The 24,002-nt window shown below is 43.2% G+C and carries 27 protein-coding genes; 3 read left to right on the forward strand and 24 right to left on the reverse strand.

Annotated features, from left to right (window positions below; genetic code table 11):
• Nucleotides 1-36: 36 nt before the first annotated feature.
• Entirely contained in the window at nt 37-618 is a 582-nt protein-coding gene (locus tag GKC25_RS15415; protein WP_034660712.1) for a beta-class carbonic anhydrase, read from the reverse strand.
• Nucleotides 619-1,171: 553 nt separating this feature from the next.
• On the opposite strand from GKC25_RS15415, the gene GKC25_RS15420 reads away from it, so the two are divergent.
• Nucleotides 1,172-2,149, forward strand: a complete 978-nt coding sequence (locus tag GKC25_RS15420) for a D-glycerate dehydrogenase (protein WP_342689846.1) — start codon at nt 1,172-1,174, stop codon at nt 2,147-2,149.
• A 184-nt stretch (nt 2,150-2,333) separates the two neighbouring features.
• A complete protein-coding gene (locus tag GKC25_RS15425) occupies nt 2,334-2,822 on the forward strand; it encodes a ribonuclease (protein ID WP_034660072.1) in 489 nt (162 codons plus the stop codon).
• 50 nt (nt 2,823-2,872) lie between these two features.
• Here GKC25_RS15425 and GKC25_RS15430 read toward each other — a convergent pair whose 3' ends face one another.
• The 17 genes from GKC25_RS15430 to GKC25_RS15510 all read right to left on the reverse strand — a co-directional run bounded on the left by GKC25_RS15430 (nt 2,873) and on the right by GKC25_RS15510 (nt 18,567).
• Complete coding sequence (locus tag GKC25_RS15430) at nt 2,873-3,616, reverse strand: arylamine N-acetyltransferase family protein (RefSeq protein ID WP_034660073.1); 744 nt, start codon at nt 3,614-3,616, stop codon at nt 2,873-2,875.
• A gap of 39 nt (nt 3,617-3,655) precedes the next feature.
• The gene (locus GKC25_RS15435; RefSeq protein ID WP_034660075.1) at nt 3,656-3,913 is read right to left on the reverse strand and encodes an HPr family phosphocarrier protein; all 258 of its coding nucleotides are present in this window, start codon (nt 3,911-3,913) and stop codon (nt 3,656-3,658) included.
• Nucleotides 3,914-3,939: 26 nt separating this feature from the next.
• Nucleotides 3,940-4,890: a DNA-binding protein WhiA gene (gene whiA, locus GKC25_RS15440; RefSeq protein ID WP_034660076.1), complete on the reverse strand. Its 951-nt coding sequence runs from the start codon at nt 4,888-4,890 to the stop codon at nt 3,940-3,942.
• A 17-nt stretch (nt 4,891-4,907) separates the two neighbouring features.
• Nucleotides 4,908-5,867 (reverse strand): gluconeogenesis factor YvcK family protein, encoded by a 960-nt coding sequence (locus GKC25_RS15445; protein ID WP_034660077.1) that lies wholly within the window; start codon nt 5,865-5,867, stop codon nt 4,908-4,910.
• Nucleotides 5,868-6,755 carry an RNase adapter RapZ gene (gene rapZ / locus GKC25_RS15450; RefSeq protein ID WP_034660713.1) on the reverse strand — a complete coding sequence of 296 codons (888 nt, stop codon included), beginning with the start codon at nt 6,753-6,755 and terminating at the stop codon, nt 5,868-5,870.
• A gap of 39 nt (nt 6,756-6,794) precedes the next feature.
• Nucleotides 6,795-7,259, reverse strand: coding sequence for an 8-oxo-dGTP diphosphatase (locus GKC25_RS15455; RefSeq protein ID WP_003213484.1), 465 nt, complete (start codon nt 7,257-7,259; stop codon nt 6,795-6,797).
• Nucleotides 7,260-7,616: 357 nt separating this feature from the next.
• Nucleotides 7,617-8,567: a thioredoxin-disulfide reductase gene (gene trxB / locus GKC25_RS15460; RefSeq protein ID WP_034660715.1), complete on the reverse strand. Its 951-nt coding sequence runs from the start codon at nt 8,565-8,567 to the stop codon at nt 7,617-7,619.
• 233 nt (nt 8,568-8,800) lie between these two features.
• Nucleotides 8,801-10,183: an NlpC/P60 family protein gene (locus GKC25_RS15465; RefSeq protein WP_034660078.1), complete on the reverse strand. Its 1,383-nt coding sequence runs from the start codon at nt 10,181-10,183 to the stop codon at nt 8,801-8,803.
• A 363-nt stretch (nt 10,184-10,546) separates the two neighbouring features.
• Nucleotides 10,547-12,007, reverse strand: coding sequence for a tetratricopeptide repeat protein (locus tag GKC25_RS15470; protein ID WP_034660079.1), 1,461 nt, complete (start codon nt 12,005-12,007; stop codon nt 10,547-10,549).
• 130 nt (nt 12,008-12,137) lie between these two features.
• On the reverse strand, nt 12,138-12,767 hold the full coding sequence (gene hisIE, locus GKC25_RS15475) for a bifunctional phosphoribosyl-AMP cyclohydrolase/phosphoribosyl-ATP diphosphatase HisIE (RefSeq protein WP_034660080.1): 630 nt from the start codon (nt 12,765-12,767) through the stop codon (nt 12,138-12,140).
• Entirely contained in the window at nt 12,764-13,522 is a 759-nt protein-coding gene (gene hisF / locus GKC25_RS15480; protein WP_034660081.1) for an imidazole glycerol phosphate synthase subunit HisF, read from the reverse strand. The genes hisIE and hisF overlap by 4 nt, the downstream gene beginning before the upstream one ends.
• Nucleotides 13,519-14,256 carry a 1-(5-phosphoribosyl)-5-[(5-phosphoribosylamino)methylideneamino]imidazole-4-carboxamide isomerase gene (hisA, locus tag GKC25_RS15485; RefSeq protein WP_034660082.1) on the reverse strand — a complete coding sequence of 246 codons (738 nt, stop codon included), beginning with the start codon at nt 14,254-14,256 and terminating at the stop codon, nt 13,519-13,521. The genes hisF and hisA overlap by 4 nt, the downstream gene beginning before the upstream one ends.
• A complete protein-coding gene (hisH, locus tag GKC25_RS15490; protein ID WP_034660083.1) occupies nt 14,253-14,891 on the reverse strand; it encodes an imidazole glycerol phosphate synthase subunit HisH in 639 nt (212 codons plus the stop codon). Before hisH ends, hisA begins: the two co-directional genes overlap by 4 nt.
• On the reverse strand, nt 14,891-15,475 hold the full coding sequence (gene hisB / locus GKC25_RS15495; RefSeq protein ID WP_034660084.1) for an imidazoleglycerol-phosphate dehydratase HisB: 585 nt from the start codon (nt 15,473-15,475) through the stop codon (nt 14,891-14,893). The genes hisH and hisB overlap by 1 nt, the downstream gene beginning before the upstream one ends.
• Nucleotides 15,472-16,761, reverse strand: a complete 1,290-nt coding sequence (hisD, locus tag GKC25_RS15500; RefSeq protein WP_034660085.1) for a histidinol dehydrogenase — start codon at nt 16,759-16,761, stop codon at nt 15,472-15,474. The genes hisB and hisD overlap by 4 nt, the downstream gene beginning before the upstream one ends.
• Entirely contained in the window at nt 16,758-17,399 is a 642-nt protein-coding gene (hisG, locus tag GKC25_RS15505) for an ATP phosphoribosyltransferase (protein ID WP_003213329.1), read from the reverse strand. The genes hisD and hisG overlap by 4 nt, the downstream gene beginning before the upstream one ends.
• Nucleotides 17,392-18,567, reverse strand: coding sequence for an ATP phosphoribosyltransferase regulatory subunit (locus GKC25_RS15510; RefSeq protein WP_034660086.1), 1,176 nt, complete (start codon nt 18,565-18,567; stop codon nt 17,392-17,394). The genes hisG and GKC25_RS15510 overlap by 8 nt, the downstream gene beginning before the upstream one ends.
• A gap of 233 nt (nt 18,568-18,800) precedes the next feature.
• On the opposite strand from GKC25_RS15510, the gene GKC25_RS15515 reads away from it, so the two are divergent.
• On the forward strand, nt 18,801-19,595 hold the full coding sequence (locus tag GKC25_RS15515; protein WP_034660087.1) for a C39 family peptidase: 795 nt from the start codon (nt 18,801-18,803) through the stop codon (nt 19,593-19,595).
• Between the two features lie 217 nt (nt 19,596-19,812).
• On the opposite strand, the gene GKC25_RS15520 is transcribed toward GKC25_RS15515, so the two are convergent.
• The 6 genes from GKC25_RS15520 to lgt form a co-directional block, all read right to left on the reverse strand.
• Nucleotides 19,813-20,454 carry an NAD(P)-dependent oxidoreductase gene (locus tag GKC25_RS15520; protein WP_106038163.1) on the reverse strand — a complete coding sequence of 214 codons (642 nt, stop codon included), beginning with the start codon at nt 20,452-20,454 and terminating at the stop codon, nt 19,813-19,815.
• An 85-nt stretch (nt 20,455-20,539) separates the two neighbouring features.
• Nucleotides 20,540-20,968: an Rrf2 family transcriptional regulator gene (locus tag GKC25_RS15525; RefSeq protein ID WP_003213266.1), complete on the reverse strand. Its 429-nt coding sequence runs from the start codon at nt 20,966-20,968 to the stop codon at nt 20,540-20,542.
• A gap of 69 nt (nt 20,969-21,037) precedes the next feature.
• Entirely contained in the window at nt 21,038-21,556 is a 519-nt protein-coding gene (locus GKC25_RS15530) for an acyltransferase (protein ID WP_034660089.1), read from the reverse strand.
• A gap of 1 nt (nt 21,557) precedes the next feature.
• On the reverse strand, nt 21,558-22,208 hold the full coding sequence (gene ppaX / locus GKC25_RS15535) for a pyrophosphatase PpaX (RefSeq protein ID WP_342689847.1): 651 nt from the start codon (nt 22,206-22,208) through the stop codon (nt 21,558-21,560).
• Entirely contained in the window at nt 22,205-23,149 is a 945-nt protein-coding gene (locus tag GKC25_RS15540) for a nucleoside recognition domain-containing protein (protein WP_034660091.1), read from the reverse strand. The genes ppaX and GKC25_RS15540 overlap by 4 nt, the downstream gene beginning before the upstream one ends.
• Nucleotides 23,150-23,168: 19 nt before the next feature.
• Entirely contained in the window at nt 23,169-23,993 is an 825-nt protein-coding gene (gene lgt, locus GKC25_RS15545; RefSeq protein WP_034660093.1) for a prolipoprotein diacylglyceryl transferase, read from the reverse strand.
• Nucleotides 23,994-24,002 lie beyond the last annotated feature (9 nt).

A 24,002-nucleotide genomic window follows, 5' to 3' on the forward strand; every position in this document is an offset into this window, starting at 1 on the left:
GTATGTGTTGGCCTCCTTCAAGTATGTGTAGATGATTTAGGTATACTGCGCGTCAATCTGTTTATCTTTCACAACAACATCCAGCTTTCCCGTTGCTGGATGAATGACTAGTCCATGAACAGCCACATCACTTGGCATCAATGGATGCTCTTTGACCAATTTCACACTTTGGGACACGCTCTCTTCAACCGAATCAAAGCCTGTCAGCCACCCCTTTAAATCAACTCCTGAGTTTTTCACAATGCTCAAACATTTCTCTTCAATGCCGCGTGCTTTCGCCTTTTCAAGTAAAGGATCTGCCGCAAGACCTGCCATTCCGCATTCATGATGTCCTACAATGCATACCTCTTCTGCCTTTAGCTCATAGATGGCTAGTAGAATACTCCTCATCACACTGCCGAACGGATGAGTTACAATGGCGCCCGCATTTTTAATGATCTTGGCATCACCGTTGCGCAGCCCCATGGATTGCGGCAATAATTCCAAAAGACGTGTATCCATACAAGTTAATATGACCAGTTTCTTTTCGGGAAATTTCCCCGCTTTGTAAGGCTCATAATGTCTCTCTTGTACGAACTCTGAATTGTGCTGAAGAATCTGTTCTAATTTTGATCCCATCTTGCCATCTCCCATCTTTTTTTAAGTCACGTAAGTCCCTGCCTGTCCCCCTTTTCTTTCGTGTGTTCTCAAGCATAGAGAAGAAAAATGATAGAAAAAAAAGAAAAAAATGAGAAAACGATGAGAAAAAAAGTCATCATTTTCTCTATTTTCCGCTTCATCGTAAGAGAGACGCGGTCTTCCTTTCAATCTATCGTTCTCTGATCGCCAAAAGACGATGAAATGGTTTAGTAGAAAACGACCTTCCCGTTTAATACGTTTCAAATATAATCATTTTTCTATCAAAAAATCTCGATCTATTTTCCAGTTTGTCAGATAATCTCTCAAAAAATCAGGCTTTTTCATATGTCACATCACCCATTAGCTGACTCTTATCTTTGTAAAAAATGAATCAGATGGCATATGAATATACTTTTTCACTAAGAAAATGTCTCTCTTTTCCGTTATTTTAGTATATTAAATATTGAGCAGATAACCTTCAAACGTGTTCAGCCGAAATGGTTGCTTTATAATAAAAGGAGCAAGATAATCATGTGAAAGGAGCGAGTAGACTGTGACACCACACATTTTTGTCGCCAAACCATTACCTGCCTCTTTTGAGGAAATACTAAAGGAACATTGTACATACGAGGTGTGGCAATCCAAAGACCCCATTCCAAAAGGTATTTTGTTTCAAAAACTGCAGCATGCTGATGGTCTTTTAACGTCTGGAACGAAAATCGATCAAGAGCTATTAGATCACGCACCAAAACTCAAAGTAGTGAGCAATAACTCTGTTGGCTATGACAACTTCGATATAGAAGCGATGAGGCAAAGAGGCGTAATCGGAACGCACACGCCTTATACACTCGATCATACTGTTGCTGACCTTGCATTTTCACTCATTCTTTCCTCTGCGCGAAGAATTGCCGAGCTTGATCGTTTTATCCGCGAGGGGAAATGGACGAAATTTGTACAGGAAGAAGATATCTTTGGCATCGATGTCCATCATCAAACGCTTGGCATTATTGGCATGGGACGAATCGGAGAGCAAGTAGCCAAACGAGCCGCACATGGTTTTGATATGAATGTCCTGTATCATAACCGCAGCCGGAATGAAAAGGCTGAATCAGCATATGGCGCTTTATATTGCACACTTGATGACCTGCTAAAGCAAGCCGATATCATTGTGTTGATTACACCGCTGACCAATGAAACGTATCATATGATTGGAGAACGGGAATTGAAGTTAATGAAGCAAACGGCTTTATTTGTAAACATCTCACGCGGGAAAACAGTGGATGAAAAAAGCCTCATTCAAGCGCTTCAGGAGGGATGGATCAAAGGCGCAGGTCTTGATGTGTTTGAGCAGGAACCGCTTCAGGAGAAACATCCTTTCAAAGAAATGAACAATGTCACACTTGCTCCTCACATCGGTTCTGCTACTGAAACAACACGGGATCTTATGCTGAAACGAGCCATTCATAATGTGATTCATGGAATTGATGGCAAAGCCCCTGTTGATATTGTGAAGGAGCTTGCTTCATCTTAATCGGAAAAGACGCAGGATTCGGAGCTGCGTCTTTTTATTTATTTCATCAGAAGGTTATCAGGAAAAAAGCCTCATTTTAGCAAAGAACCTGTTTCTTTACATTTCCTTCATGTTCGGGTGCTATAATATGAGGTAGACAAGCATCAAGAGGACAGCATCCGATTTCCTTAATAGGAGGATGAAGATGAAAAAAATCAGTTCGGTTTTTACTATGTTTGCTCTGATCGCTGCTATTCTGTTTTCTGGTTTTATTCCGCAGCAAGCCTATGCCGAAACACCTCTTACACAGACCGCCACAAATGAAACAGCTACTATTCAACTTACATCAGATGTTCATACCCTTGCCGTCATTAATACGTTTGATGGTGTAGCAGATTATTTAATTCGCTACAAACGATTGCCTGATAACTACATCACAAAATCACAAGCAAGTGCTCTTGGATGGGTGGCATCAAAGGGAAATCTAGCAGAGGTTGCCCCAGGTAAAAGCATCGGTGGAGATGTTTTCTCTAACCGGGAGGGACGTCTTCCTTCAGCAAGCGGCCGAACATGGCGTGAGGCAGATATCAACTACGTCTCTGGCTTCCGAAATGCTGACCGCCTCGTGTATTCAAGTGACTGGCTCATTTACAAAACAACAGACCATTATGCAACTTTCACACGTATTCGATAATCAATCAAAAAACAGCCCCATTTGACGTAGGGCTGTTTTTTTGATGCTGCTTACGGCAAAAGAGTTTTCACGTATTCCTCAAAAGGCAGAGGCAGCGGTTTTTTCGACACTTCTTCATGTTCATGTGTGGTGACATGATCCTCGGTGACGACTACACGTCCTGTTGGTGTGAGCTTTGACGCAAGCGGTCTTTTGTTAAAAGGAGAGGCTTCATTTTCATAAATCTCATGTCTCATTTGGACCAAAGTAGGCTCGCTCACCTCTTCCAATGTGAAAGCATAGCCTGTTTCAGCGCCTTCCCCCTTATCTAATTGGAGCAGATGCGTTCCTTTTTCGGTTTCCTCTTCTTTGACTCGAAACCGAATAGACGCTCCTTCCACCCATTCTTCTGTAAAAGGTACAGGCTGAAGAGGTAAATTCACACCAAATCCCGCATCAATAAGGAAGCGTTCGTTGTGATGGTTCAACGTCATGGCTACGTGCGTGCCATCAATTGCCCATGTGCACGCTTCTTTGTTATACACGGTCCCTTGAACGAGCTGTACAGCAAGCCCTGCCTCTTTTAACACATAATATAAGAGAGGATTGAGATCGTAGCAAAGACCTCCTCTTTCTCCTTCAAGAAGATGCTGCTTCAACCCCTCTTGATTCAAGGCATAGGATTGTTTGTTCAGCACAGATCTATTTTCAAATGGAAAGGTGTAGGCCATCTTTTTTAATAATACAGGCAGATCATCAAAGGTGATGGACTGGCCTTCGTATCCGATCTTCTGTAAAAATGCTGATTGCATCATATTCATTCCCTTCTAAAAAAACTGAGTCTGTGAAGAGACTCAGTTTTCTTGATTGATAAAATCCGTTAACGCATCAATGGCTTCTTGTTCATCCGCACCATCTGCTATCAGTGTGACAGTGACCCCAGAGCTGATCGCAAGGCTCATGAGACCCATAATGCTCTTCGCATTGACTTTTTTTCCGTCCTTCTCTAGAAAAATTTCAGCCCCAAAGCGATTGGCTTCTTGTACAAACAAAGCAGCGGGACGTGCCTGCAAGCCTGTTTTTAACTGGATGGTGACCGTTTTTTCCACCATATGATCTGCCTCCCTTTTTCATTCTCCTATTTGAGTGTAACAGCTTGTCCGTTTCGTAATTGTTCTGCAATTTGATCTAGCTTTCTTAAGCGGTGGTTAATGCCTGATTTGCTGATCTTGCCGCTTTCCACCATTTCTCCCAGTTCCTTTAGCGTAACCTCTTGATAGTCGACTCGCAGTTTTGCAATTTCACGCAGCTTATCCGGCAGGGCATCAAGTCCAATTTTTTCATCAATGAATTGAATGTTCTCGACCTGGCGCAGTGATGCACCAATCGTTTTATTCAAGTTTGCTGTTTCACAATTGACGAGCCGGTTCACGGAATTTCGCATATCACGGACGATCCGAACGTCTTCGAAGCGAAGAAGTGAATTATGCGCACCTACAACGCTTAAGAATTCGGTAATTTTTTCGGCTTCTTTCATATACGTGATGTATCCTTTTTTACGCTCAAGTGTTTTACTGTTGAGTTGAAATTGATTCATCAGCTCACAAAGGGCATCATTGTGTTCTTTATATAGTGAAAAAATCTCAAGGTGATAGGAAGACGTTTCTGGATTATTCACAGAACCGCCTGCTAAAAAAGCACCTCTCATATAGGAGCGCTTGCAGCATCTTTTCTTTACAAGCTCTTCTGAAATATTGCGCTCAAATACAAATTGCTCACCTAATATTTTCAAATCCTCTAAAATGGTTTTCGCTCGTTCTACCAGTCTGACAATATACACATTATTCTTTTTTAATCTCATTTTCTTACGAACGAGCAGCTCGACTGTGACATCATATTTCTTTTTCAGCAGCGTATAAATCCGTCTTGCGATGGCTGCGTTCTCTGTCTGTATATCTAGAATTAATTTTCGATTAGAGAAAGATAATGAACCGTTCATACGGATGAGGGCAGAAAGCTCTGCTTTTGTGCAGCAGTCCTTCACGTCCAGATTAGTCAGCTCTTTTTTTGTTTCGGATGCAAATGACATCCTTGCCACCCCCATTCCTATTTTTTCTTATGCAGCAGGTCGACAAGCAGCGAGGCTACTTTCAGCGTGTCGTGACGAATCACATGCTGGTCATATGTAATGATTTCCCCAGGGATGACTTCCAGTCCCATTGCCTTGAGTACATCTGTGTCGAACTGTACAGGCTGTGCCTGTTCTTCTGCATATTTTGCTTTGATCTCTTCTGGAATTTCTTTATTGTTCACAAAAATGGTATCGATAAATGGACGAACCATATGATCATTTAATGCCTGCACATGATCAGCTGCACTGTAGGAAAGCGTTTCCCCTGGCTGCGTCATGACATTGCAAATATACACTTTTTTCGCCTTCGAGCGAATCACTTCTTCGCCAATATGCGGTACAAGCAAGTTTGGCAGGATACTCGTATACAAGCTGCCTGGCCCAATGACGATCAAATCAGCTTCACGAATGACTTGAATCGATTCTGGGAGCGGTTCAATCGTATCGGGTGTGAGGAACACTCGTTTAATTCGCTCACCGTAGGTTGGGATTTTTGATTCTCCTGTCACCACTTGCCCGTTTTCTAATTCAGCATGAAGAACAACACTTGAATTCGCTGCTGGCAAGACTTTTCCTCTCACATTTAAGACCTTGCTCATTTCTGTGACGGCATGAAAAAAATCACCGGTTATATTTGTCATGGCCGCAAGAATGAGGTTGCCAAGAGAGTGGCCTGTTAAGTCATTCCCTTTGTTAAAACGGTGCTGAAATAAGTCTTCTACAAGCGGTTCAACATCAGAGAGAGCTGCAAGGACATTTCGAATATCGCCTGGAGGCGGAATATTCAAATCATGCCGCAGTCTGCCTGAGCTGCCTCCGTCATCAGCAACCGTTACAATAGCGGTAATGTCCACTGGCTTTGTTTTTAGCCCTCTGAGCAAAACAGATAAGCCAGTGCCCCCACCAAGAATGACCACCTTTGGAAGTGTCGTCATCTATTTTCTGCTTCTCTTTTCAATGTCCCGGTGAGTGACATGAGTGTAGTAGTCATTTTTAAAATACTCCGATAAGTAGTTAGCTAGCGTCACTGATCGGTGCTGTCCGCCTGTACAGCCAATAGCGATCACAAGCTGGCTTTTTCCTTCTCGTTTATAGGACGGAAGCATAAAGCTGAGAAGGTCAATTAATTTCTCTGTGAATTTTTGTGTCTCGCTCCATTTCATTACATAGGAGCGCACTTCTTCATCGTTTCCAGTCTGTGGACGCATGCTCTCAATATAGTAAGGATTCGGCAGAAATCTCACATCAAATACAAGATCAGCATCAATCGGCAGACCGTATTTAAAACCGAAGGACATCACATTCACTGTAAACACCTGCCCTTGGTTCGTGGCAAAGTGCGCGACAATTTTTTCTCGAAGCTGTTTTGGTTTTAAATCCGATGTATCAAAAATCATTTGAGCCCGGCCTTTTAACTCTTCTAACAGGTCGCGTTCCATTGCGATTCCTTCGAGGGGCAAACCTGTTGTCGCAAGGGGATGCGAACGTCTCGTTTCTTTGTATCTTGAGACAAGCACCTTATCGTTTGAATCTAGAAATAATATTCTTGGTGTGATCCAGCCAAGATCACTCATTTCATCTAAAGCTGCAATTAAGCTGTCAAAGAATTCTCGTCCGCGTAAATCCATCACAAGGGCGACCTTGCTCATCTTAGAATTCGATTCCTTCATGAGCTCTAGGAACTTCGGTAAAAGTGATGGCGGCAAGTTATCTACACAGAAGTAACCTAAGTCTTCAAAGCTTTGAATGGCAACGGTTTTCCCCGCACCTGACATTCCTGTAATAATCACAAGCTGAATATCTTCTTGTTTGTTCGTATTCATGCCTGCTTCCTCTCCTTCTTTATGAAAACGGTTCATGTATTAGTCTCCTTGAGGATCTAACCGATAAGCAATCAATTCAAAATCAGGTGTATACGTAAAAGTACCGTGCAGAAGTCCTTTTCCCTTTAGCATGAAATCAAGAATATGAGAATCTCCTGGTGCCATCGGTAAATGAGGCACATCCTTTACTTCATGCCACTTTAAAATGCCTTCCTCTGACTCTGTCACGTTTTTTCCAGTAAATGAATCTGCCATAAAGGTGAACATCATCCACTCTTGAACGATTTGATCGCCTTCTTTTATGATAAAGGTAAAAACACCTTTTAACTGTGGATTTAAAATATAAATTCCTGTTTCTTCTCTATACTCTCGAACGACTGAATCCTTGACCGATTCTCCGCTTTCCATTTTGCCGCCCGGCGCTACCCACCAGCCCCGTCTTGGCTTTTGCAGCAAGAGAACTTGATCTTCGTGATGCAGCACACAATTGGTTACTCGTTGCATCAGCTGTCACCTACTCTTTTATGTCTTTAACTTATTATACAGGTTCATCCTGACTCTCACAATGAACATGCCCCTTCTTCACCGAAAACAGACCGGATTTCGTCTGAAAGAGGTGGCGGGCAATTTCTCTACTCTTTATTTTACAGCATCTAATGGTTCTCCATGCGTCATTTGTGAACATCTCATGAATTTCTGATTTTAAGCAAAAAAAAGGACACGGATTCTCATCCGTGCCAAACATGTATTCCTTATAAAAGGGGGTCAATTACTAGTTTTATCATAACGGATAATTATTTCACCCGTGTTACATTCCAGTTAAAAGCCCATGACGCTATATTAAGGATTTACGACAGCCATTTATTTCGCTGCTTTCAGCTTTTCAGCAAGCTCTTCTACATAATGCTGTGCGCTTTGTGCGGCAATACTTCCATCACCTGTTGCTGTCACAATTTGACGGAGTGTTTTTTCACGAATGTCACCAGCGGCGAAAATGCCTTCCACTCTTGTTTCCATTCTTTCGTTTGTCTCGATATATCCTTCTTCATTTGTAATGCCGAGATTTTCAAATGGTTTAGATAGTGGGAGCATCCCGATATAGATAAAGACGCCGTCTGTTTTAAAGTCTTCTTCTTCACCAGTCACCGTATCAATCAAGGTCACACTGCCGACTTTACCGTTTTCTTCATTAATTTGTTTAACGGTTTTGTTCCACATGAAGTCGATTTTTTCATTATCAAAAGCACGCGCTTGTAAAATGCTTTGTGCACGAAGTTTATCGCGTCTATGAACGATCGTTACTTTTGACGCAAAGCGTGTGAGGTATACACCCTCTTCTACCGCAGAGTCTCCACCGCCAATGACCACGAGCTCTTTGTTTTTAAAGAAAGCACCGTCACATACTGCACAGTAAGAGACGCCCCGGCCGCCAAGTTCTTTTTCACCTGGTGCACCGATTTTTTTGTATTCAGCACCTGCCGCAATAATGACAGAGCGTCCTTTGTATTCTTTTGAACCGGCTTTGACGATTTTGTACTCTTCACCGTCTACGATTTCTTTGATATCGCCATATGCATACTCAGCACCGAATTTCTTCGCATGCTCAAACATTTTATTTGAAAGTTCTGGCCCTAAAATGCTTTCAAAGCCAGGATAGTTCTCGACATCTTCCGTATTTGCCATTTGACCGCCTGGAATCCCTCTTTCAATCATCAATGTTGAAAGATTTCCCCGTGATGTATAAACAGCGGCTGTCATTCCGGCAGGTCCCGCTCCAATGATGATCGTATCGTAGATTTTTTCTTCTGACACAACTGTCACTCCCTCTTCAATTGCTGCTAGCATTTCTTATTAGAATGCCCTTGGGTGATGCTTCCATTCATGACAGAGAGCATCAATTCCACTCTTACTTTTATTCCTTACCCATATCCTATTAAATCTGCGGATAATAAGCGAATCATTTGCTCATATCTTCAAAAAAAGAAAAAGCTTCCTTAAACTGCTGTTTAAGGAAGCCTGTTTACGGTTATATAGTAAGTAACGATTTATTCAACGACTCTTCTCACAACGCCATTGAATGCTTTTTTCCAGTAAACATTGCTCATAGAGTCAACTGAAACACCGCGAGAGCTGTTATCGTTCAAGAATGTACCGTTTCCTAAGTAAATACCAACGTGTCCATTTACTTTATACGTATCAAAGAACACAAGGTCTCCGCGTTTCATGTCAGATGCACTTACAGCTCTTCCTTTACCTACAAGCGTATCTGTTGTTGTACCGCCAACTGGTCCAAGGTTGATGCCTGCTGATGCGAATGCCCAGCGAACGAATGAAGAACAGTCAAAACGACGTGCATCAATATCGGCTTGTGATCTGCCGCCGCCCCATTTATACGGAGATTGTCCAACGATGGTAGAACCTGTGCTGATTGCACCTTCGATTCCGCCTACGTTACTGCTGACAGGTGATCCACCGCCAGAAGATGGCTTCTTGCTTGGTGAACTGCTGTTGTTATTATTATTTGAAGATCCACTGTTACTGTTATTTGAAGACGGGCTGCTGTCGTTAGTTGAGCTGTTGTCTTCCGCTTGAACACTCGCTTGACGCTGCTGTTGTCTTTGTGCTTTTTCTTCTTTTGCTTTTTGAGCTGCTTCTCTCGCTTCTTTTTCAGCTTGTTTTTGAGCAGCGATTGTTGCGTCTTTTTCAGATGCAATGCTGTTAGCCTCACTGTTTAACTCGCTGATTTCAGAAGATGCACTTCCCTTTTGCTTTTTCACTTGCTTGAATAGCTTGTCTTTTTCATCAAGCTGTTTATTCAAGTCTGTTTGAAGCGTTTCAAGCTTTGCAAGTGTCTTTTGAACATCTTCAAGCTTTGTGTTTAATTCGTTTTCAGACTTTTGAAGCTCAGCTTTGTCTTTTTCTTGCTCTTTAATGATTTCGCTGTCTGCGTTGATGAGTGTAGATACTGCACCTGCACGGCTGATGAAATCGCTAAAGCTTTTCGCTCCTAGTAATACATCTATGTATTTCGTAGAACCGCCGCTTTCTTGAAGCGCACGTACACGCTTTTTCAAGAATTTGTTTCTATCTTCAATACGTTTTTCAGTATCAGCAATTTCTTGTTTCAGTGCTTTGATTTCTTTTTTCGTTTGTTCATTTTCTTTTTGTTTTTCTTCGATTTGATCACTTGTTTTTAAAGCTTTCTCGTCAATTTCTTTTAGCTTTAGTGCAAGTGCCTCTTGTTTTGCTTCAAGCTTTGAAAGCTCATCTTTTTTCTTTTGAAGGTTTTTGTTGACCTCAGATTGCTTGCTGTCCAGCTCTTGTTTCTTTTGTTCAAAGTTCTGTGCGTTTGCTTCATGAGTAAATGGGATAAATAAACCGCTCGCTCCGATGACCGAAGCTAAACCGAAAGTAATAAACTTTTTCACGAATAGTTCCTCCTTTGACAATTTCCAAGCGACATGAGAAAGCAGCAAATTCTCTGCGGCCAATCTGTGCTATCTATGTCTTTCTTCCTGATTGATCAGTCAGATGTTGACCAGATTGTTTCTATCACTAGGTGTTTCATTATGTATAGTAAAATATCTAAATATATGTCTTTGTTTTAATCCACGATTTTCATTATACATGAGACATCGACAAAATGAGCTAATATTTTTATTACATTTATGTTTCAAAAACATGTCGTGATTGTCATACTTCGCCAAATCCTTGCAAATCCCACCTTTTTATCCAAGAAAAAAGCATGACCTTTTCGGCCATGCTGCAATCTGCTGAATCTATTTACCTATTTAATCGATTAACGCACAAATGACTTGTTCATATTTAGACAGTGTTTGAACGCTGATTTGAAAAGAGGCTGCAATCTCTTTTTTGCTCACAGCTGATTCTTCTTGCTCCTTCATCCATAAATAATAAGATGCTGCTGCCCATGCAGGCGCATTTTTCTTATCTACGCCAGAAGCACGTGCCTGCTGAATAATATGGAATAACCAAAAATAAGGCATATGGCTGTCAGGCTGAACAGCTTCTTCCAAGCTGGATGCCGCCTGTTTTGCGAAAACCGCATCTTCTGAAAACGACCGCACTTCCATTTCATCTTCGTATAAGAGCAGTTCGATGAATTGCTGTTCGAAGGCTGTTTTCGCTGCGTGTGCATCAAGGACAGATTGAAGAACGTCACGTTCCCCTTTTTGTTTGCTCACATAGTACGCAGTCAGCCGCTCCTCAATGGAGACCATTGGCTCAGTCTCCTCGGGTTTATCCTGCCACGGCTTGATTTCATCTGCATCGATATCTTCTTCGACCATCTTATTCCAAACCGTCTGTGCAAGCGTTTTGTGGCCTGTATAATAAGCTGCGCTTGCGAGCCAGTATAAAAATGTACTATCTCCCTGAAAGCCTGTTTTGTACAAAGAATAAAGCCATTTAAAGGCCCATTCAAATTCTCCAACTAGGGCAAATGTTGCGCCAAGCTTATAACGCTGTTCACTTAATATTGGATACACGTGCGTTAATTGCTTCGCTAACGTATTGACCTTTTCTTCTTCTTTTTCATAATGATAGAAGACAAGCTGGTTGCAAAGGGCATGCAGATTACCCGGATTTTCATGAAGAACCCGGTTCAACATCTCTTTCGCCTGATGGATTTGACCAGAATAAAAATAGGCCAAAGCGAGATTATTATACGCTGACCAAAATTCTGGATACTCAACAATCATCTGTTCCAGCATTTCAATGGCTTCATCAAGCCTGCCGCTTTCTAGCAAGTGATTCGCTTGATCCTGCTTGACAATCAGGTCATCCTGATCGTAAGGAAAATCTTCGTCCTCTTCGTCGCTCATATCGAGCAGGTCGAGGAGATCGTCATTTTCATCTGCAAATTCCCCGTTCTCTTCCAATGAAGCATAGGCAGTAGCTGACTTATATGCCTCTTGAAAGAGTCCTAGGTTCGCATAATTATTGGCTTTAAAATAGTGACACTCAGACATGTTTTCATCGATATGTTCAAGTATGAAATCAAGCAGTTCATTTGATTGTTGGTAATGACCCATTTCAGTATAAATAATGGCAAGCTGTGATAGCATTTCTACATTTTCAGGCTCAAGTACGATAGCCCGCTGTATCAGCTTACTCGCTTTAGATAGATTTCTTTCTCTATAAGCTTTTAGACCTTTATGAAAAAAGTAATGCCCATCTTGGAATAGCTGGACGACTTGTGTGTGATTATTTTGAGAAGTGTATTTACTCACCGATACCCTCCATTTCGAACAGTGTACCGTGTGTAGTATAACATACTTCACGAGTCGTCACATAGAACAAAAGAAAAGGAAGGATTTGTTTTTCACTCAAAAACAAAAAGCCAGAGGTGCCCCCGGCTTTTCACTCACCTTGATGACGCTTTTTTAATACTTTTAATACCTCATCAAGCGGCAATTGCTGTTCACGTAATAACACAAGCAGATGATACAGGAGATCGGCTGTTTCCCATTTCAATTCTTCTTGATCCCGGTTTTTCGCTGCAATGATGACCTCTGACGCTTCTTCCCCTACCTTTTTTAGGATTTTATCGACCCCTTTTTCAAATAGATAGGTTGTATAAGCGCCTTCTGGCATTTCTGTCTGACGTTTTGCAATCACCTGTTCAAGTTCATTTAAAATCGCAAAACGATCCTGCTCTTCCGTTTGAAGCTTCACGCCTTCTTCCGAAAAGCAGCTATAGCTGCCAGTATGGCAGGCTGGTCCACTTGGTGTGACAAGAACAAGCAGAGCATCTTTGTCACAGTCATATCGAATGGATGTGACTCGCTGAGTATGCCCAGATGTGGCGCCTTTGTGCCAAAGCTCGTTTCTCGACCGGCTGTAAAACCATGTTTCCCCTGTCTCCAGTGTTTTTTCATAGGATTCTTGATTCATATACGCCAATGTCAATACTTCCTTACTTTGAGCATCCTGTACAATCGCAGGTATCAGGCCTGCCTCATTAAAGGATAATTCGTTTGCCTGTTTCATCTGACCTTCACCCCGTGTTCTCTCAAGTATGTCTTTACCTCTTGAATTGAAGTCTCTTTATAATGGAAAATGGAGGCTGCTAATGCTGCATCAGCTTCTCCTTTTGTAAATGCCTCCAGCATATGCTGGGCATTGCCAGCGCCTCCCGAGGCAATGACAGGCACGGTGACGGCTTCTGACACAAGCTTTGTTAATCGATGATCAAAGCCTGTTTTCTCACCGTCAACATCCATACTTGTCAGTAAAATCTCTCCTGCTCCCCTCAGCACGGCTTCTTTTGCCCAATCGCTGACCTCTATATCCGTTTGACGGCGCCCTCCGTGTGTGTAGACCATGTACTCTTTTTTCTCTTCATCGTACTTTGCATCTATTGCGACGACGATGCACTGGGAACCAAAGAAATCGGCGCCTTCTGAAATCAGTTCTGGTCTTAAAACTGCCGCTGTGTTCACAGATACTTTGTCTGCACCCGCTCTTAATAAGCGCTTCATGTCATCAAGGTGGTTAATTCCGCCGCCTACCGTAAAAGGGATGGCAAGAGTGGACGCCACTTGCTTGACCACATCCACCATCGTTTTCCGGCCTTCATGAGAGGCAGAAATATCAAGAAAGACAAGTTCATCCGCACCTTCCTCATCATACATCTGCGCTAATTCTACCGGATCACCAGCATCCTTTAAGCCGAGGAATTGCACCCCTTTGACCACACGCCCTTCCTTCACATCGAGACATGGGATGATTCGTTTTGTCATCATACGCGGTCAAGCCCTTCAATTGCTTCAGCTAAAGTAAACCGCTTCGTGTAAAGGGCTTTTCCGATGATCGCACCAGAAACACCTGACTGTTTTTGTACTGACAGCTTTTGAAGATCAGCTAGCGCGCTTACACCACCTGAAGCAATGACTTGTTTGCCAGTAGCTTCTGCTAAACGAACTGTACTTTCCACATTGGGTCCAGACAGCATGCCATCCATTTGAATATCCGTGAAAATAAAGACCTCCGCACCTTCCTTTGCCAATTCTTTGCCGAGTTCCTCCGCCTTCACTTTCGACGTTTCAAGCCACCCCTCAGTCGATACAAAGCCATTTCGCGCATCGATCCCAATCGCTATTTTCTCCCCATATTGCGCCAGCATTTTTTTCACAAAGGCGGGATTAGAAACAGCGGAGCTGCCAAGGATGACTCTAGCTACACCTTTGTTTATATAAAAGGCAACGTCTTCTTCTGTCCGAATGCCGCCGCCAATTTGTACATTCACATCTAAGGATGAAGCAATCGCCAGTACATGCTCATGATTGACGCGATTCCCTGCTTTCGCACCATCTAAGTCAACGAGATGAATCCACTTTGCTCCTTCATTTGCAAACCGCGCAGCCATATCAAGCGGCGAATCTCCATAAATGGTTTCTTGATCATAATCTCCTTGCACAAGCCGTACACATTTGCCATTTCTCATATCAATCGCTGGATACAATGTAAATTCACTCATTTGTTCACCCTCTGTTCGTTTGCTAATTGAATAAATTGTTTGAGCAGCGCCATTCCCGTTGTACTGCTTTTTTCAGGGTGAAACTGTGCGCCAAGCACATTCCCCTTGCCGACAACTGCTGGTACTTGAACGCCATAATCCGCACTTGCTAATTGCTCTTTTGGATTCATATCACTTACATAATAAGAGTGAACAAAGTACGCAAATCCTTCCGGTACACCATCAAACAATGGGGAGGGCTGATGAAATGTGAGCTCATTCCACCCCATATGAGGCACCTTCAGCCTTTGCCCATCCTGGTCGCGATCCTTTAAAAGAACGACACGCCCTTTTAACAGCCCCAAACCTTTCGTACGTCCTGCCTCTTCACTTTCTTCAAATAACAGCTGCATCCCAAGACAAATACCAAATAGCAGCTTTCCTTCCTGCACAACTTGGTGGATAAACTCTTCAAGTCCTGTCTGTTTTAACAGCTGCATCGCATCACGAAACGAACCGACCCCAGGCAAAATATAAGCATCTGCCTTTTTGAGCTCCTCCACATCAGAGGAGACGATATAACTGGCACCTGCTCGTTCCAATGCTTTTGATACGCTGAACAAATTTCCCATTCCGTAATCAATGACTCCGATCATTAGAGCATCCCCTTTGTCGAAGGAATCCCTTTCACACGTGGATCAATGGTTGTTGCCTCATCTAGGGCACGTGCCATCGCTTTAAAAATGGCTTCAATCATATGGTGCGTATTGGTTCCGTAGTGAACAATCACATGAAGATTTATACGAGCTTCTAGCGCAAACTTCCAAAGAAACTCATGCACAAGCTCTGTATCAAAGGTACCGACCTTTTGACTTGGAAAGGCCGCTCTCATTTCCAAATGAGGGCGATTGCTTAAGTCGACCACGACCTGGGCAAGCGTTTCATCCATCGGAACAAAGCTGGAGCCATACCGCTTAATTCCCTTTTTATCACCTAACGCTTCCTTAAACATTTGCCCAAGCACGATGCCGATATCTTCTGTTGTGTGGTGATCATCAACATCCGTATCTCCTTTCGCATCGACGGTCAAATTAAAGTGTCCATGCTTCGTAAATAAATCAAGCATGTGTGTCATAAAAGGGACATCTGTTTGAATATCTGCTTTTCCTTCCCCATCAATCTCTAACGCTAACGAAATATTCGTTTCATTTGTTTGTCTCGCTGTTTCCGCCTGTCTCATGACGATTCCTCCCGCTTTCTCGATTCAATCGACCTTGCATGCGCTTCGAGCCCTTCTAATCTGGCAAAAGCCGCAATGCTATCCCTGTGTGTCTCAAACGCTTCTTGACTATATGAAATAATGCTCGTTTTCTTTTGAAAATCGGTCACACCAAGCGGGCTGGAGAATCTAGACGTTCCGTTGGTTGGCAGCACGTGATTTGGTCCTGCAAAATAATCTCCCACCGGCTCAGGGCTATAACGCCCTAAAAAAATCGCCCCTGCATGCTTGATTTGACCAAGAAGTGATTCTGGATATGCTGTCAGCACTTCTAAATGCTCTGGCGCTAACTGGTTGACGACGTCTACTGCACGATCCATGGAATCTGTCACGTATATACGGCCATGATTTTGTATGGATTGTGCGGCGATTGATTTTCTTGGCAAGGTATCCAGCTGCGTTTTCATCTCAGCCTGCACGTTTTCAGCAAGTGTCTTAGACGGTGTCACCAAAATACTAGATGCCAGTGCATCATGCTCTGCCTGCGAAAGTAAATCGGCCGCCACCTCACGTGCCATTGCTGTATCGTCTGCTAGAACAGCAATTTCACTTGGACCGGCAATCATATCAATGTCTACCTGGCCAAATACTTCCCGCTTTGCCAGCGCTACATATATGTTGCCTGGACCTGTGATTTTATCAACAGACTGGATGCTTTCTGTTCCATAGGCAAGTGCCGCAATCGCCTGCGCACCGCCCATTTTATACATCTCAGAAATACCGAGCTCCTTTGCAGCAGCCAGTACAGCGTCTGAGAGATGGCCATCTTTCCCTGGAGGTGTGACAAGGACAATTCGTTCAACACCAGCGACAAGCGCCGGAATCACATTCATTAAAACAGATGAGGGATAAGCAGCTGTTCCGCCGGGGACATACACACCGACTGCATCGAGCGGTGTCACCTTTTGTCCAAGCATCGAGCCATCCTGCTGGTGATAAAACCAAGAGGATGTCAGCTGACGCTCATGGTATGTGCGAATATGACGGATAGCCGTTTGGATCACCTGAATCATGGCTGGGTCCATGCGTTCGGAGGCTTTTGTCATTTCCTCCTCTGTGACAAGCGGATCTTCAAGCAGCACTCCATCAAATTGCTTTGTAAAAGATTGTACCGCTTGATCACCATTTAGCCTCACTTCTTGTATAATCCGCTGAACAGCCAGGCGCTGCTCTTCCGTGCCTGTATCTAAAGTCCGCTTGAGTGAGAGTGTCTCTGTCTCACCTTCTTGTATGTAGGTGATGTTCATGATGTTTCCTCCCCTTCAATGATTCTTGCAAGGCGCTGCGCCATTTCATCGATCACCGCATCCTTCATCCGATAGCTCACAGGATTGACAATAAACCGTGACGTAATATCACAAATATGCTCCGTTTCAACAAGTCCATTTTCCTTGAGTGTTTGACCTGTAGAGACAATGTCAACAATACGATCGGCGAGTCCGATGAGCGGTGCTAATTCAATGGAACCATTCAGCTTAATGATCTCCACCTGCTCCCCTTGTTCTCTAAAATAGGAAGATGCGACATTTGGGTACTTTGTTGCCACACGCGGCGCGACACCGCCCCAGCTGGCTCCCGGTAATCCGGCAACCGCTAAATGGCATTTGCTGATGTTTAAATCGAGCACTTCGTACACATCACGAGCTTCTTCGAGCATGACATCCTTCCCTGCAATGCCAACATCCGCTACACCGTGCTCGACATAAGTTGTCACATCCATTGGCTTCGCTAAAATAAAGCGGAGGTTTTCTTCCGGTACATCAATGATTAACTTTCTTGAATCCTCGAATTCCTCTGGCAGCTGATATCCCGCCTGTCTCAACAACCCAGCTGCTTCTTCAAATATCCGGCCCTTTGGCATCGCCATCGTCAACACTTTACCCATTTGACTCTCCCTTTCTAGCGCCGATAAAATAAGTCACCTGCTCAAATGCCTTGGTCATCGCGTCAATATTTTCAATCCCTGCTAAGTCTTGCAGGACGATCTTTTTCCCTTTTGACCGCTCCTTTTCTGCAAAAGCAAAAGCCTCCAGCCGTTGTTCTTTACTAAAAATCACTGCCTCCTGCGGCTCATTGATTTCTTTTGCATCAAGCGCTTCAAGCAGACGGTCTAATCGAAGTCCGAATCCTGTAGCTGGTGCAGGTGCATCAAAATGAGCCAGCAATTGGTCATATCTGCCGCCACTTCCGATGACTGACCCAACATGATCTGCAAATACTTCAAACAAAATGCCCGTGTAGTAGCTCATATGACTCACCATGCTTAAATCTAAACGGATATATTCTGTACAGCCGTAATCTTCAAGTGTCTCCCAAAGCGATTTTAACTGTGTGAGCACCTCTTTTCCCTCTTGTGAAACGACGATTTCCTTTGCCCGCTCTGTGACTTCCTGGCCGCCTCTTAACTCTAAAAGCTGTAACAGCCTCGTTTTATCGATGGAGGAGAGTGGCAATTGCTTCACATGCTGGCGGTATCCTACATAATTCTTTTCATATAAGAATCGGCGGAGGACGTTTGCACGCTCTGTATTTCCCAATACATCTACAAATAACGTCTCTGCTAAAGCGACATGCCCGATCGCGATTTTGAAGGACTTTAGCCCGGCATTTTTTAATGCAAATACGACAAGCGCGATCACTTCAGCATCTGCACTAATCGACCCATCACCAATCAACTCAATTCCGACCTGCTCAAATTCTGATGGCCTTCCGCCTTCTCTTTCCTGCGCCCGGAACACATTGGCCGCATACCCAACGCGAAGCGGATACGCCTGTTCATGAAGCTTTGAAGCCGCCACTCTCGCAATAGGTCCCGTCATATCAGGTCTGAGTACAAGGGTTTGCCCGTTCTGATCTAAAAGCTTAAAGAGCTGTGTATCTGTAATCGCCGATTGAACACCGACTGTATCGTAAAATTCAAGCGTTGGTGTCTCCATCAAACGGTAACCCCAGCCATTCATGACCTCTGTTAATGAATGTCTCACTTTTTTCTTCGTCTCATACAATCCTGGTAATGAATCCCGCATACCATATGGTTTCTCAAACATAAACATGCTCTTCTGCACCTCCAACACATTAAAACAAAAAATTCCGAATCCTTTAGTTCGCTAATATGATAATATGCTAACAAAATAAAGTAATTAAATCAATCATTTTTATTTTCTCTCTATTTTCATGAAAAATTTGTGGAATTATTACATTCAAGTGACACCTGTCCCTTTTCTGCATGTTTGATAAAAGAACGTGCTATAATACTTAAAAATATTGAATAACACAGGAGATTACAGTGAAGTTCATCCAGACATTAATCTTAACTTTGTTGTGCGCATGCCTTGTTTATTTCGGCTTTATATACGTGACACAAATCGACCAAGTCAAGAAGGCAGCTTCACCACACGAAGCAGCCAAAGAAAAAGAAAACGATACGGCACTCGCAGCTGAAGAAACACGATCAACGAAAAAAACAGACAACACATATTCTTCTTTAAAAGGAAGTAAAAAAGCCATGGACGTCATCCTCTACAATCAAATGGATGCCCCAAAGCTTTATAATGGATGCGAAGTCACAAGCTTAGCGATGCTTCTTCATTACAGCGGTTATGAGCAAGTGACGAAAGACGCATTGGCAAATGAAATCAAACGTGTTCCGCTCAATTATGAAAATGGCTTAAAAGGAGACCCGCATGACGGGTTTGTAGGCGATATGGAGAATGGACCAGGTCTTGGTGTTTACCATGAACCTATTTATCAGCTTGCGAAAAAATATGCGGGCGCTCAAGTCGTCGACTTAAGCGGAAAACCTGTCAAAAAAGCCATCTATCAATCACTTGAAAAAGGGTATCCTGTTTGGGTGATTACCACATCCACCTTCGACAAAATAGATAACATCGAAACATGGAATACCCCGAATGGCAAAATAGATGTGAGCTTTAATATGCATAGCGTGGTCATCACGGGCTATGACAAGGAACATGTCTACCTAAATAACCCATACGGTGAAAAGAATCAAAAAGTCGATCGCGATCAGTTTGAGGATTCTTGGGAACAGATGGGCCGGCAGGCGATTATCATTAAAGCGTAGAACACCTTTCTCATTGAAAACATGAAAAAACATCCTCTAGCCGTATAGAGGATGTTTTTTCATGATGATCTTTCTAGTATTTCCTTCAGGCGGTCTTCAAGCTTTGCAGCTGTCATTACTCCTCCGCCTACAATGAAGTATTCAACCTTTTTTTAGTAAAAATGAGAGATAATTCGTTAGACTTCTCACTCATGGTTTTTAGCAGCAGTGAAACGACTTATTCTGCTTCAGATACAACGGTAAAACGTTCTCCAACATGGGCAGCCTGCTCAATTTCATCGACAAGGGCAATGGCGTAGTCGGCATAGCTCACATAGCTGTCACCTTTAGAATTGACAATCAGCTGGTCTTTCCCTTTCACATAAGAACCTGTGCGTTTGCCTGCTGGGTCAAAGAATGCAGCAGGGCTGAGGAAAGTCCATTTTAATCCTTCGGTCTGTTGAAGATCTTTTAGGTTTTCACCTTGCTGTGAAGCAGTCGCCACATACTCCTTTGGAAATTCTGGTGTATCAACAAGTCTTGTTGTTTGAGCCTCATCAACAAATAGACTGCCTGCTCCGCCCACAACGATTAAACGCGTATCCGATATCTCTTTCAAAATATCAATAAGCTTTTTCCCAGCCTCTACGTGAAGGTGCTCTTGTCCAGCAGGTGCACCAAATGCATTGACGATGACATCAAAGCCTTTGATGTCTTCTGCTTGTAAATGAAACACATCCTTCTCGATAACAGCTACGGATGAATTAGTCACCTTTTGTGCATCTCGAACGATGGCTGTCACTTCATGTCCTCTAGATTGAGCCTCTTTTACAATTTCCTGTCCTGCTTTACCTGTAGCGCCAATAATACCAATCTTCATATGAATTCCTCCTGTAAAATGATTTTATTTGATAAATAAAGGTGTAACCAGTATAGTTACAACAGAGGTAAAAAAAATTGAATAATCATCCAATTTTTTTGATTAACACCTGCGTTAGTTCACTTAATTTGATCTCAGCAAGCACTTGCTCCATCGCACTTTGAGCGCGGCACAAGATTAACTCAAGCACAGCCTGGATATTCGCACCGATCGGACAGTCAGGATTTGGGCTTTCATGGATTTGAAACAACTCTCCCTCATCCACCACTTCAACCGCTTTATACACATCCAGCAGCGTGATGTCGTCTTCACTGCGGTTCAGCTGAGAACCACCTTTGCCAAGACTCGTTGAGATTAGGCCTGCTTTTTTTAATTTACTCATAATGCGGCGGATGACCACTGGGTTTGTATTCACACTTCCCGCGATATCCTCCGATGTCTGTAATGATCCTTTTTCAAGTGATAGCAAGGCCAGAATATGGACAGCGACAGTGAATCTGCTGCTGATTTTCATGTTTTCTCACCTCTGTTGTAATCATTATAGTTACACCATAACATATTGTCAACAAAAAAGTCTGCCGAGCTACTCAGCAGACGTAGATTGACGTGCTTTCATTTCTTCTTTCGTATAAATCATGCGCATTGGATTTCCTCCAACAAATGAGCCTGCTGGAACATCCTTATGAACAAGTGTACCAGCCGATACGATCGCCCCATCCCCAATGGTTACACCAGGTAAAATGGTTGAATTAGCTCCAATTAAGACTTCGTCACCAATATAGACTTCCCCAAGTCTGTATTCTTTAATCAAATACTCATGGGACAAGATGGTCGTGTTATAGCCAATCACACTATTTCGACCGACCTTGATTTTCTCAGGAAACATGAGATCCACCATGACCATTAAGGCAAACGCCGTATCCTCGCCGACCTTCATACGAAGAAAGGTTCGGTATATCCAATTTTTCATTCCCATAAAAGGCGTGTACCGTGCTATTTGAATGAAAATAAAGTTTTTCACCACTTTGAAAAAGGAAACCGTCCGATAGACTTGTCGTAACGAATTGACCCCTTTTACAGGATAACGATCTGTTTTTCTCAACTCAATCAGCTCCAACAATCGCCAGGAGATCACTCATTTTCTTCAGCATGAAATCAGGGCGATGCTTTAAAAGGGCCTCTTCTCCCTTAATCGACCAAGCAACACCTGCTGTTTTTGTCCCTGCCGCTTGACCAGACAAAATATCGTGATAATTATCGCCGACCATCACCGCTTCATGTGGATCACTGCCAAGCTTGGATAATGCCAGCTGGACAGGTTCTGGATGCGGCTTCTCATTTTGGACATCATCGAGCGTCACAATCACCTCAAAGAATGGCTCTAAACCTGTCAGCTTCAAACCCATTAAAACCGTATCACGTATTTTTGTTGTGACTATCCCAAGTTTAAATCCTTGATCCTGCAGGACTTTTAATGTGTCTAAAACAGTCTCATATTCAGTCACAAGCAGATCATGCTGTTCATGATTAAACGTTCGGTACATCTGAATCATATCATCCGTTAGCTCAGGGTCCATCGCAGAGAATGTATCAAACAATGATGGACCAATGAAATGAAGGATCTCTTCACGGCTGTACTGACCAGGATAATAATGATCAAGCGTATGTTGAAATGAAGCAATAATTAATTCATTCGTATTGATTAATGTGCCATCTAAATCAAATAGCACGGTGTTAATAGTTGATTCGTTCATATGGCTTCCTTTCTAACAGCTGCAAGCTCCCGCTTCCGCCAAATATAGCTAATGGCAGCTGTTAATAAAATAGCAGATATCAGACGGATGACAAGAAGCGGCCACACAGGAATCCCAAGTGGAATAAATATCAGCGTATCTTCGACCACTGCATGGCAGGCAACAAGGAAAATAAAGGCAAGGGTTAAATCCTTTTTACTCACGCCGTCCTCTTCCACTGCCTTCATCATCACGCCGGCTCCGTATGCCAGACCGATGGTTAATCCAGCTACCATTGTCATCGACGTATTTTCTTTCATTCCAAGCATTCTCGTAAATGGAGACAGCCACTTAGACAGCGTATGGAGCCATCCTAAATCTCTCATGAATTGAATGATGATCATGAGAGGGATGACGATACAGGCGAGCTGGAGCACACCGAGTACGGCTTTTTGTAAAGCGACAAGGACAATCATGTACCAGCTGGAAGGCACATCAGCCGTCTGAGCTGCCGTCAGCAGTCCATATTGTGCCGGCTCCTGGCCTCCCTGCCAAACGAGATGAATGACAATAGCCGAAATAACAGCAAGGCTGATTCTGACCAGCAAAATGACAGACACTCTGAGTCCAACCTTTGCTGCCACTGTCGATTCGATGATCAGGTTATGGCAAAAGGACAGCATCACGGCCAAAATGAACACTTCCTTCACAGGAAGATCTAGTGTCAGAATGGCGGCTATGCCCGCATACAAGTTCAGCACATTTCCTAATACAAGCGGAATGGCCGCTTCTCCTGAAAGACCAAACAACCCCATAAATGGCCGTATGAATTGTATGATCCAATCCATAACAGGCGTATGCTGCAAGATACTGACGAGAATGGTAACCGGAAAGATGACTTTTCCAAGTGTCCAAGTTGTCGATAGCCCTGCTTTTAAGCCGTTTTTCCATGTCTCTCCCATCTCTTCTGATCCCCCCTGCTTAATTCGATGAGGTGTTCTCTTTATAAGGAATCGATGCGTATCCTTTCATTCTTCTAAAGAACATCAGCAGAACAGCCACTGCAAAAATGGCAATCGAAATCATTTGAGCGATTCGTAGATGTTCTGTCAGCATCAAGCTGTCCGTTCTCATCCCTTCAATGAAGAAACGACCGATTGAATACCAGATTAAATAAGACAAGAAGATTTCGCCTCTGCGCAGCGATGTTCTGCGTAATAAAATCAAGATCACAACACCGGCAAGATTCCATAATGATTCGTATAAGAACGTTGGGTGATAATAGGTCCCATCAATATACATTTGATTAATGATAAACTCTGGCAAATGCAAATTCTCTAAAAAGGCTCTTGAAACCGCCTCACCATGCGCTTCCTGATTAATAAAGTTCCCCCAGCGACCAATCGCCTGCCCTAGTAAAATACTAGGTGCTGCTACATCGGCTATTTTCCAAAAGGATACCTTTTTCACTTTTGTAAAGACGATCGCTGTCAGCACAGCACCTATCAGCCCGCCGTGAATAGCAATTCCGCCATTCCAAATCTTAATGATTTCATTTGGATGCTGCTGATAGTAATCCCATTCGAAGGATACATAATAAATTCGTGCACAAATAATGGCTATTGGAATCGCAAATAAGATTAAGTCAATAAACGTATCTTTATTGATTCCTCTCTTCTCACATTCTCTCAGTGCGAGCCAGAGTCCCAGCAAGGCTCCGACCCCAATGATCACACCATACCAATGAACCGAAAGAGGTCCGAGCTGAAAAGCAATCGGATCAATTGGCTGAATCGCTTCGTTCATATAGACAAC

The sequence above is a fragment of the Bacillus pumilus genome (genome assembly GCF_038738535.1).
Taxonomy (GTDB): domain Bacteria; phylum Bacillota; class Bacilli; order Bacillales; family Bacillaceae; genus Bacillus.

Excerpts from the sequence above, each read along its gene's own strand:
- GKC25_RS15430 (WP_034660073.1), bottom strand. The coding sequence starts at position 3,616 with ATGATGCAATCAGCATTTTTACAGAAGATCGGATACGAAGGCCAGTCC.
- hisG (WP_003213329.1), bottom strand. The coding sequence starts at position 17,399 with ATGGGTAAAGTGTTGACGATGGCGATGCCAAAGGGCCGGATATTTGAA.
- hisD (WP_034660085.1), bottom strand. The coding sequence starts at position 16,761 with ATGAACATCACCTACATACAAGAAGGTGAGACAGAGACACTCTCACTC.
- GKC25_RS15540 (WP_034660091.1), bottom strand. The coding sequence starts at position 23,149 with ATGGGAGAGACATGGAAAAACGGCTTAAAAGCAGGGCTATCGACAACT.
- GKC25_RS15520 (WP_106038163.1), bottom strand. The coding sequence starts at position 20,454 with ATGAAGATTGGTATTATTGGCGCTACAGGTAAAGCAGGACAGGAAATT.
- ppaX (WP_342689847.1), bottom strand. The coding sequence starts at position 22,208 with ATGAACGAATCAACTATTAACACCGTGCTATTTGATTTAGATGGCACA.
- rapZ (WP_034660713.1), bottom strand. The coding sequence starts at position 6,755 with ATGAATACGAACAAACAAGAAGATATTCAGCTTGTGATTATTACAGGA.
- hisA (WP_034660082.1), bottom strand. The coding sequence starts at position 14,256 with ATGAGTGAATTTACATTGTATCCAGCGATTGATATGAGAAATGGCAAA.
- hisIE (WP_034660080.1), bottom strand. The coding sequence starts at position 12,767 with ATGAAACAGGCAAACGAATTATCCTTTAATGAGGCAGGCCTGATACCT.
- GKC25_RS15425 (WP_034660072.1), top strand. The coding sequence starts at position 2,334 with ATGAAAAAAATCAGTTCGGTTTTTACTATGTTTGCTCTGATCGCTGCT.
- whiA (WP_034660076.1), bottom strand. The coding sequence starts at position 4,890 with ATGTCATTTGCATCCGAAACAAAAAAAGAGCTGACTAATCTGGACGTG.
- GKC25_RS15445 (WP_034660077.1), bottom strand. The coding sequence starts at position 5,867 with ATGACGACACTTCCAAAGGTGGTCATTCTTGGTGGGGGCACTGGCTTA.
- lgt (WP_034660093.1), bottom strand. The coding sequence starts at position 23,993 with ATGAACGAAGCGATTCAGCCAATTGATCCGATTGCTTTTCAGCTCGGA.
- GKC25_RS15415 (WP_034660712.1), bottom strand. The coding sequence starts at position 618 with ATGGGATCAAAATTAGAACAGATTCTTCAGCACAATTCAGAGTTCGTA.
- hisB (WP_034660084.1), bottom strand. The coding sequence starts at position 15,475 with ATGAGACAGGCGGAAACAGCGAGACAAACAAATGAAACGAATATTTCG.
- GKC25_RS15455 (WP_003213484.1), bottom strand. The coding sequence starts at position 7,259 with ATGCAACGAGTAACCAATTGTGTGCTGCATCACGAAGATCAAGTTCTC.
- GKC25_RS15525 (WP_003213266.1), bottom strand. The coding sequence starts at position 20,968 with ATGAAAATCAGCAGCAGATTCACTGTCGCTGTCCATATTCTGGCCTTG.
- hisH (WP_034660083.1), bottom strand. The coding sequence starts at position 14,891 with ATGATCGGAGTCATTGATTACGGAATGGGAAATTTGTTCAGCGTATCA.
- hisF (WP_034660081.1), bottom strand. The coding sequence starts at position 13,522 with ATGATGACAAAACGAATCATCCCATGTCTCGATGTGAAGGAAGGGCGT.
- GKC25_RS15510 (WP_034660086.1), bottom strand. The coding sequence starts at position 18,567 with ATGTTTATGTTTGAGAAACCATATGGTATGCGGGATTCATTACCAGGA.
- GKC25_RS15435 (WP_034660075.1), bottom strand. The coding sequence starts at position 3,913 with ATGGTGGAAAAAACGGTCACCATCCAGTTAAAAACAGGCTTGCAGGCA.